Source organism: Aeromonas sp. QDB18, assembly GCF_027705325.1.
GTDB classification, from domain to species: Bacteria; Pseudomonadota; Gammaproteobacteria; order Enterobacterales; family Aeromonadaceae; genus Aeromonas; species Aeromonas caviae.
In genome coordinates this window covers 1-8,604 of the sequence record NZ_JAPDBQ010000169.1, presented here as the reverse complement: position 1 = coordinate 8,604, position 8,604 = coordinate 1, and the positions used below count along the sequence as shown (strand labels likewise).

General features: G+C 52.3%; 7 protein-coding genes. 1 reads left to right on the top strand and 6 read right to left on the bottom strand.

Going from position 1 to position 8,604, the window contains the following annotated elements; all coding sequences use genetic code 11:
* Positions 1 to 393 (top strand): helix-turn-helix domain-containing protein (locus OKC30_RS18480; protein WP_270809740.1); only part of this gene is annotated, 393 nt, incomplete at its 5' end.
* A 17-nt stretch (positions 394 to 410) separates the two neighbouring features.
* Here OKC30_RS18480 and OKC30_RS18475 read toward each other — a convergent pair.
* The 6 genes from OKC30_RS18475 to OKC30_RS18450 are packed head-to-tail and all read right to left on the bottom strand — an operon-like array spanning position 411 to position 8,531.
* Complete coding sequence (locus tag OKC30_RS18475) at positions 411 to 1,196, bottom strand: M48 family metallopeptidase (RefSeq protein WP_270809739.1); 786 nt, start codon at positions 1,194 to 1,196, stop codon at positions 411 to 413.
* A 9-nt stretch (positions 1,197 to 1,205) separates the two neighbouring features.
* Positions 1,206 to 4,508 (bottom strand): type I restriction endonuclease subunit R, encoded by a 3,303-nt coding sequence (locus tag OKC30_RS18470; RefSeq protein WP_270809738.1) that lies wholly within the window; start codon positions 4,506 to 4,508, stop codon positions 1,206 to 1,208.
* Complete coding sequence (locus OKC30_RS18465) at positions 4,505 to 5,551, bottom strand: virulence RhuM family protein (RefSeq protein ID WP_270809737.1); 1,047 nt, start codon at positions 5,549 to 5,551, stop codon at positions 4,505 to 4,507. Before OKC30_RS18465 ends, OKC30_RS18470 begins: the two co-directional genes overlap by 4 nt.
* Complete coding sequence (locus OKC30_RS18460; RefSeq protein WP_270809735.1) at positions 5,541 to 6,761, bottom strand: restriction endonuclease subunit S; 1,221 nt, start codon at positions 6,759 to 6,761, stop codon at positions 5,541 to 5,543. The genes OKC30_RS18465 and OKC30_RS18460 overlap by 11 nt, the downstream gene beginning before the upstream one ends.
* On the bottom strand, positions 6,751 to 8,274 hold the full coding sequence (locus tag OKC30_RS18455) for a type I restriction-modification system subunit M (RefSeq protein WP_270809734.1): 1,524 nt from the start codon (positions 8,272 to 8,274) through the stop codon (positions 6,751 to 6,753). The genes OKC30_RS18460 and OKC30_RS18455 overlap by 11 nt, the downstream gene beginning before the upstream one ends.
* A complete protein-coding gene (locus OKC30_RS18450) occupies positions 8,271 to 8,531 on the bottom strand; it encodes a hypothetical protein (RefSeq protein ID WP_270809733.1) in 261 nt (86 codons plus the stop codon). Before OKC30_RS18450 ends, OKC30_RS18455 begins: the two co-directional genes overlap by 4 nt.
* Positions 8,532 to 8,604: the final 73 nt, after the last annotated feature.

Below are 8,604 nucleotides of genomic sequence, written 5' to 3'. Positions count from 1 at the left end.
GCGATAAAATCAGATCACAATCGAAGCCATTTTTATATCTATTTCAATTGGTTGCTGCTAAAGATCCTGTACATGAGCAGATACTACATGGCTAAGCCATTACCCATCAGACTCAAAGCCGCGCGAAAGGCTGTGGGCCTGACGCAACAACAGCTCGGAATTCAATTAGGTATGGAATTTGGATCTGCTAGCGCAAGAATGAACCAGTATGAAAAAGGTAAGCACGCCCCTGATTACCAGACGATGCAACGCATCGCCCAGGAACTGGGTTATCCTGTTGCTTATTTCTACTGTGATGATGACCTGTTGGCTGAACTGCTGTGTGCTCTGGCCAAATTGCCGAAAGAAAGGCAGCAAGAGATGTTGCTGCAACTTTCGGCACCAAAGGAATGATAAGGTCAGAGATGGATTCAGGTTCCGCTTAAATAGACCCCTGCCATGCCATCGAGTCTCTCTTTAATCTGTTCCCAGCCCGGCATGATTTGCCCCATCAGTCGGTAGAATCGTTCACTGTGGTTATGTTCGGCTATATGGCAAAGCTCATGCAGGATCACATAGTCGATGCACTCTCGGGACGCTTTCACCAGGTGAGGATTCAGCGTGATACGACCATTTGGCGAGCAGCTTCCCCACTGGGTTCGCATCGTCAGAATGCGAATAGGCGGTCGCTCGCTGACCCAGAGCGTCTGTTCAAGCAACGTCTCGAGCCTACGATTAAACACCTCTTTCGCACGCGCCTTGTACCACTCATGCAGCAATGAGCAAACAAGCTCTGGCGCATACTGTCGAACCGAGACTTGTAACTGACCGCCCAGCAATTTCACCTGCTGCTTTTGCGTGGCCGATTCTGTCACCTTGAGCAGATACTGTTTGCCGAGGTAATAGCAACTCTCGCCGCTGACATAGCGCGGCGCCAGAACATGCTCATTGAGAGAACGAAAATAGCGTAACTGCTGGTAGATCCAGCGAGCGCGCTTTTTCAGTGCCTCCAGAACCTCGTGTTGCGACAGATTGGCCCCGGCCTGAACCTCGATACGACAATCCGGATGAACCAGGATCCGCACTCGACCCGTGTTCGCGTTACGACTCACTCGCTCAACGTCGATCCGTTCATCCCCATAACTAAAACTCAGCCGTTCACCCTGCTCGGCAGCCTGATAAGGTGTTGAACAATCAATCGCAGCATTCATCAGCATTGTCCCCACTCAATCCGCATGCTGATTCAGACCGACGCGGGTGATCTGAATGACCATCTCGACGATCTTCTTAGCCTGATCCATTCCACCCCCTATGGCTTTGCACTCGGCAAACATTCTGGGTAACAGCTTTTTGCGGATATCGGCCTCGATGTTTTGTGGATTGATGGAGTGTTCGGCGACCGACATCTCGACACAGCCATCAATTTCGAACGCAAGTTTGACCCACTTATCCTGAACCTGCTGATCCACAATGCTGAAAACTTCCGGCAGAATTCTTTTGAACACACCGAAGTAAGCTTGCGCATGGCGATGTCCAGCAAAGGCTTCGGGAATCTCGTCCAGTTGGCGCTTTTGTACCTGCTGCTCAAACTCATGAAACAGCAGATATTGCTTGAGCGGGTGGTCAAACAGCTTTTCCGCTTCTTCAATGGCCTGACGCAACAGCTTGGAGAAAGCCTCCTGTGCGTAGGGGTCGTCGCCTAGCTCCTGCTCAATCATCCGGGTGACCCGGGTCTTGATGATATCCGTCTCGTTGCGGGTCTTGTCTTCGTTCCACTCGTCAGGTTGTTGTGTCAGCCCCATCTTGCCAACTTCGTACACACCTTCTGGATCCCGCACTTCAACACCGACAACATGCTTGTTCAGCAGTTTTTTCACCTGCTCGGCATATTCGTCATAGTCGATGCTTTCACCTGCATCCTGCCGCACCAACTGCCGCAAGCTGGAGAGTTGTTTGACAGTCTCTTTGTAGTGCTGCCGATCCGCATCCGAGAAGCTCTTGTCTGCAAAGAAGGTGCTCGATTGCAATGCCACCTTCAGGCAACTGGCGAAAGCACTCAGCGCCTCGTAGAAGTCTTCGCGGATCTTCAGGTGCACATCAACCAGCTCACCATCGCGATCCTCTGTCTTGGGAACCAGAACCTGCCGCAGCTGTTCGATGTCTTTCTTGTTTTTGACGCCATCGAAGATGGCCCAGAGCATCTTATAGAGATGAGGCAGACGTTTGTACTCGGTACTCATCTGCTCGTAGAGGCCGGCGATATCGTTGATGTCATAGCCCCCCTGAGTGCGGGACGCCAGATCCTGATACTTGGCTATGGTGGTATCCAGTTCGCTGAGGATGCCCCGGTAGTCGATGAGCAGACCAAACTGCTTCTTCAGGTGCAGTCGGTTCACGCGGGCAATCGCCTGGATCAGGTTATGCCCCTTGAGTGGCTTGTCGATATAGAGCACCGCATTCTTCGGCTCATCAAAACCGGTCAGCAGCTTATCCACCACGATAAGCAGTTTCAGGCTCGGATCTTTGTCAAATCGATCGATGATCTGCTTGGTATAGATCTGTTCATCCTGATTGCCGACATGCTCATTCCACCACTTTTGCACCTCGGGCATGGCGGCTTCATCAACCTCGGTATTGCCCTCACGGGAATCGGGAGCGCTCATCACCACCGCGCTTTCAAACAGACCTGCTTCATCCAGATACTGCTTGTACTTGATGGCCGAGGCTTTGCTGTCGCAAGCCAGTTGCCCTTTGAGCTCATCATTGATGTGTTTGTCAAAGTGGTTGGCAATATCCAGCGCTATCAGCCGGATCCGATCCTCGGCACTGTAGATCTGTCCCTTCTTGGCAAACTTGCGCTTGAGATCGGCTTTTTGCTCTTCGTTCAGCCCTTCGGTGATCCGATCAAACCAGCTGTCGATGGCCCGTTCGTTCACATCCAGATCCGGAATGCGCTCTTCATAGAGCAGCGGGGTAACTGCTCTGTCTTCTACCGCACGCTGCATGGTATAGGCATGCACGATAGGGCCGAACTTGTTGGTGGTCTTGTCGTCTTTTAGCAACGGAGTGCCGGTGAAGGCCACAAAGGCGGCATTGGGAAGTGCCTGCTTCATGCGGATATGGTTCTCGCCCCCCTGGCTGCGATGCCCCTCATCGATCAGCACGATAATGTCCGGGCTGTTATTGCTGCATTCCGGCAGTTTGGTCGCGCTGTTGAACTTCTGGATCAACGAGAAAATAATCCGCTCATTGCCACGACCTATCTGCTCAGCCAGCCGTTTGCCCGAGGTGGCCATTGCCGCTTCGCGGTCCTTTTTACTCGCCAGCTCACCACCGGAGGCAAAGGTCTTGCTCAGCTGGCTTTCCAGATCGACCCGATCGGTCACCACGATAATCCGGCAGGCTTTCAGTGACTCATGAAGGATCAGCGCCTTGCTCAAGAACACCATGGTGAATGACTTACCCGAGCCCGTGGTATGCCAGATCACGCCCCCTTCACGCCCACCCTGGAGATTGCGTGTATCGATGCGTTCGATCAGTCGCTTGATGCCAAATACCTGCTGATAGCGGGCGACTATCTTGCCCGCCTTCTTGTCAAACAGGGTGAAATAGCGCGTCATCTCCAGCAAGCGGGCGGGTGACAGCAGACTCATCAACAGCCGATCCTGACCGGTCACCGCCAGCTCACCGGAGGAGACCAGATCCTGATACCAGATCAGATCGTGCGGTTTACGGTGATCAAACAGCGCGGCCATCTGCTGCGCCGAGAGACGACGATTCTTCAGGGCAAACATCTGCGCTTCGGAAATATCCTCCTCGCGCCAGGCGGCCCAGAATGTGGTCGGCGTCAAACATGTGCCATAGCGGCCATCCGAGCCATTGATGGAGAGCAGCAACTGGCTGTACGCGAAGAGCTGCGGGATCTCGTCGTGCCGCTGATTGCGCAGGCTTTGCGAGATGCCTTCATCTATGGTCGGTCCCTTTTTGGCCCCCAGTCCTGAGTGGCCGTCAGGGCGTTTTGCTTCGATAACAACCAGCGGAATGCCATTGACGAAGCAGACGATGTCCGGCCGTCGTGCATCAATGCCGCCTGAGCGCAGTACGCTGAACTCTTCGGTAAAGACAAAGCTGTTGTTTTGCGGCTGTTGCCAGTCAATCAGGGCAATGGTCGGATTGACCTTCTTGCCATCGACAAACTCGGTGACGGAGATGCCCAGCAGCAGGTGGTTATAGAGCCGTTCGTTGGCCCGCAGCAGCCCTTCGTTCAGCGCTGGCGAACAAATTTCAGCGACCAGGTTATCGAGGGTCTTCTCCGATAACCCATGCTCACGACCGGCATAGGGAAAGCGTCGTTTGGCCAGTTGCGTGCGTAATTCATCACGCAGGACCACCTCGCTCGGCTTGCCACCACGCGCCGCTAATGCCTGCTCAGGTGGCAGGAAGGTCCAGCCCAGGTTGCTTAACAACGCCAGCGCCGGGATCTTGGCACTGTACTCTTCCTGGAATTTTGGGGCTGTCTGACCGCTCATTGGGGATCCTTTTGCTGCGGTATGCGCTGCCATTTCAGCAAGGCATCGATATCTTGCGCACCTTGTTCTTCTTTTAAACGACGTTGCTGTTCGGCATAGCGATCAAATTCATGGTGGGCTTTGTTATCTGCCTGCTGTTTACTGATCTTGCCCGAACCGCTGAGCACATCGCGGTCATTGAATTGTAAAAACTGGTCTAGTTTGTCTTGCCAGTCGCGCAAAAAGATTGCTTTGCGGCGTAATGCCTGATCTTCGGCAAAATCGAGCCACATGCTGACGATGCGATTAAGCTCCTCGATTTCTGTTTGACTCAGGTAGTTTTTGGCAATAGTCACATCGGCCTTGCGGACCTCGATGCCTTTATAGCTGGTTAGCCCCATATGGGCTTGCTCGGCATCAGCTCGGGTATAAATCAGCTCCGCTGCGGTTTTACCGGAACAGGCATAATGCAGCTTGTTTTGAATGACCTGAAAAAACTGGGTGGTTTCCTTGAATGAGGGCTCATAATCCGCCGCCAGTGCAAAGATTTCTCGGACACGCAGATACATGCGCCGTTCACTGGAGCGGATATCGCGGATCCGCTCCAGCATGTCGCCGAAGTAGTCCGGTACCACGGAGGAACCAATAGGCGGATTTTTCAGGCGTTCGTCATCCATGACAAAACCTTTGACGATAAACTCTTCCAGCGCCCGGGTTGCCCACTGCCGGAATTGGGTGCCCCGAACTGAACGCACGCGGTAACCCACGGCCAGGATGAGCGGCAGGCTGTAGTGATGCACCTGACGTTTCACCTGACGGGAGCCTTCGGTTTGAACTTGTAAGTAATCCTTACAAGTTCGATTTGGCTCCAGTTCGCCCTCTTCATAGACAGCGCGAATATGCTGGGTAATCGCCTGCGGCGTGACCTGATACAGTTCAGCCATCGCCGCTTGTGGCAACCAGAGCGTGTCCCCCTCAAAGCGGCATTCAATTCTTACCTTACCATCAGCACTGGCAAACATCACAAACTCGCCAGCAGGGGCGGAAGGGATGTCAGCGGTCATGGGCTATTCCCTCGCTAGAACCCACTTGTACCCGACGTTTGCCCGTCAATAACTGCTGCATCAGGGCTTTTTTCTCCTGCTTTAGACAGTCGATCTTGCGCTGCAAAGTTTCAATTTCCTGATCAGCAGCGGTCAGCACTGAGGCGATTTTTTGTTGTTCTTCGTAAGTTGGCGGAATACTTAATTTTGTTGCAATAAATGGTTCTATTTTAACAGCCATTCGCTCTACCAGAGTCCCTTCGACCATCGAAGCAAAACGGTTGATTTGGTCTGGAGTCATTAGCTTTTGAGCTACAAACTCTAGTGCTGTACATGCTATATCTCTAACATATAAAACTTCATATATTGGTGACACAACAACTGAATGATTAAGTCGACTAAAGTTGATAGCCCCCCACCTTAGATTGGCAGGGTTATAAACGATATCCTTCGGTCTAACAATTTTATATTTCTTCTCATCACTGTTTTTCACCAAGAACTCTCTATTATAGCGCTCTGATTTAGCAGTGACTCCATCCTCAATCGTAAGAGAGTAAAGAGGTACATCATCTGTAGGAACTTGCTTTTCCTTTCTTACCAGCAATAAATCTGCAATTTTAAACCACTTCCACTCCCCACTAAATTTCACACCATTTTTATCCAGCAGGCGCTTTTTGCCGGTCAGCAGTTGCTGCATCAGCGCCTTTTTCTGCTGCTGGCTATTGGCCAACAGCTGCTCTGTGGTGCTGATGGCCTGATCCCAAGTGGAGAGGATTTTGGCGATTTTATTTTGTTCGGGGAGAGGGGGAACTTTTATTGGACAATCCAATACTTCATCTTTTCTTAAGTTTGTTTGCTTAACCCCATCATCAAATTTCAAGTAGTACTTGTTTCGGTCAAGCGAATAATAAAGAAAGTGTGAATCGCATGCTATAGCTCGTAGCCTAGCGATTCGTTGATTTACAGTATATTCATTGTTTTTAGTTACATAAAAACACTTGGCAATTGCCTTTCCATTCGGGACATCACTCATAACCATGAGAATATCCCCTTCACTAGCGGGACAATGAGCTGAATCAGTTTTTTTAAAAACAGTACCACCTGTCGAAATGAATTTTGAGTTAACTAATACAAACTGACCACATTCATCGACATCATTTTCATGTGCTTTTCCATTCGTAAAGTCAACTAAGTCTCGGAGAGATAATATATTCCACCCCTTAGGCACCATATCCCAGCTCCTCCAGATACTTGGCCATTTCGCCTTCCAGTTCGGTCAGTCGGGCTTTGAGTTGTTCGCGTTCGGCGCGCACCGCCAGCAGATCGATCTCTTCCTCTTCCTCGAAGGTATCAACATAGCGCGGGATATTCAGGTTGTAGTCGTTATCGCGGATCTCCTGCAGCGAGGCGAGATAGGCGTATTTATCGACGTTATCGCCATTGCGGTAGGTGGCGACAATCTTGGCGATATTCTCGTCGGAGAGCTGGTTCTGGTTCTTGCCCGGCTTGCACTCGCGGCTGGCATCGATAAACAGCACGTTATCGTCGACCTTGTGTTTTTTGAAGATCAGGATAGCCGCCGGAATACCGGTGCCATAGAACAGCTTCTCCGGCAGGCCTATGACGGCATCAAGCAGGTTCTCTTCAATCAGCTTCTGGCGAATTTGCCCTTCGCTAGAGCCGCGGAACAGTACGCCGTGGGGTACTACCACGCCCATACGCCCGCTATGAGGTTTGAGTGTCTCAATCATATGCAGGATAAAGGCGTAGTCGCCCTTGGTCTTGGGCGGAATGCCTCGACGGAAGCGGCTGAATTTGTCGTGCTCGGCCTCTTCATGGCCCCACTTGTCCAGCGAAAATGGCGGGTTGGCGGTAACCACATCAAACAGCATCAGATCGCCGTTCTTATCCAGCAGCTTGGGGTTACGGATGGTGTCGCCCCACTCGATCTTGTGGTTATCCTCGCCGTGCAGAAACATGTTCATCTTGGCCAGCGACCAGGTGGAGCCGATGGCCTCCTGGCCGTAGAGCGCATATTGGCGGCTGCCGTGGTTGGCGACGATTTTGCGCCCGCACTTCATCAGCAGGGAGCCGGAGCCACAGGCCGGATCGCAGATGGTGTCACCCGGCTGGGGTTCGAGCAGCTCGGCAATCAGATCGGAGACTTCCGGCGGGGTATAGAACTCACCGGCCTTCTGGCCACCGCTGGCGGCGAAGTTCTTAATCAGGTATTCGTAGCCGCTACCGATCACATCCAGCGAGCCAACCCGCGAAGGCTTGAGGTTGAGCGCCTCCTTGGCAAAGTCTTCGAGCAGATGGCGCAAGATGGTGTTCTTCTGCTTCTCTTCACCGAGCTTGTCGGTATTGAACGAGATGTCCTGAAACACGCTCTTGCCCGCATCCTTGAGCTTGGTGCCATTGGCCTCTTCGAGCGCATGCAGCGCCATATCGATGCGGGTGCCATTGCCCGGCTCGTGGCGGTGTTCATACAGGTGATAGAAGCTGGATTCCTTGGGCAGCACAAAGCGCTCGTTCTTCATCATCTCGTCGATGAGTTCGGGCTCGTCACCGTATTGGGCCTGGTAGTTGTCGTAGTGATCCTGCCAGACATCGGAGATGTATTTGAGGAACAGCATCGTCAGGATGAAGTCCTTGTAGGTATCGGCGCTGACGGTGCCGCGAAAGGTATCGCAAGCCGCCCACAGGGCTTTGTTGATCTCATCCTGATTGATTTGTTCGGTCATGGTGTCGTTCCTCCTAGTTGGCCGCCACCGGTGGCGGCAGCCAGAAAATCGTTGGCGATGCGGCGTTGCAGTTGCACGCCATTGCTGATCAGCTGTTGCAGCGTCTGCTGTTGCTGGCGCAGGTTCTGTTGCAGGGCGGCCAGCGCCGCCTGTTGGTGGAGTGCAGGCAAGGCCAGCGGCGTCTCGGCCAGCACACTGCGGCGGATGCTTTTGACCTGCGAGCCTTCGGCGTTCTGTTCAAAATAGCGCTGGCTCATGTACAGGATCTTTAGCTACAACCAATTGAAATAGATAGAAAAAAGGCTTCGTTTGTGATCTGATTTAATCGCA

Bases quoted from the DNA above. Each gene is read 5' to 3' on its own strand.
- OKC30_RS18475 (WP_270809739.1), bottom strand. From the start codon at position 1,196: ATGCTGATGAATGCTGCGATTGATTGTTCAACACCTTATCAGGCTGCC.
- OKC30_RS18470 (WP_270809738.1), bottom strand. From the start codon at position 4,508: ATGAGCGGTCAGACAGCCCCAAAATTCCAGGAAGAGTACAGTGCCAAG.
- OKC30_RS18465 (WP_270809737.1), bottom strand. From the start codon at position 5,551: ATGACCGCTGACATCCCTTCCGCCCCTGCTGGCGAGTTTGTGATGTTT.
- OKC30_RS18460 (WP_270809735.1), bottom strand. From the start codon at position 6,761: ATGGTGCCTAAGGGGTGGAATATATTATCTCTCCGAGACTTAGTTGAC.
- OKC30_RS18455 (WP_270809734.1), bottom strand. From the start codon at position 8,274: ATGACCGAACAAATCAATCAGGATGAGATCAACAAAGCCCTGTGGGCG.
- OKC30_RS18450 (WP_270809733.1), bottom strand. From the start codon at position 8,531: ATGAGCCAGCGCTATTTTGAACAGAACGCCGAAGGCTCGCAGGTCAAA.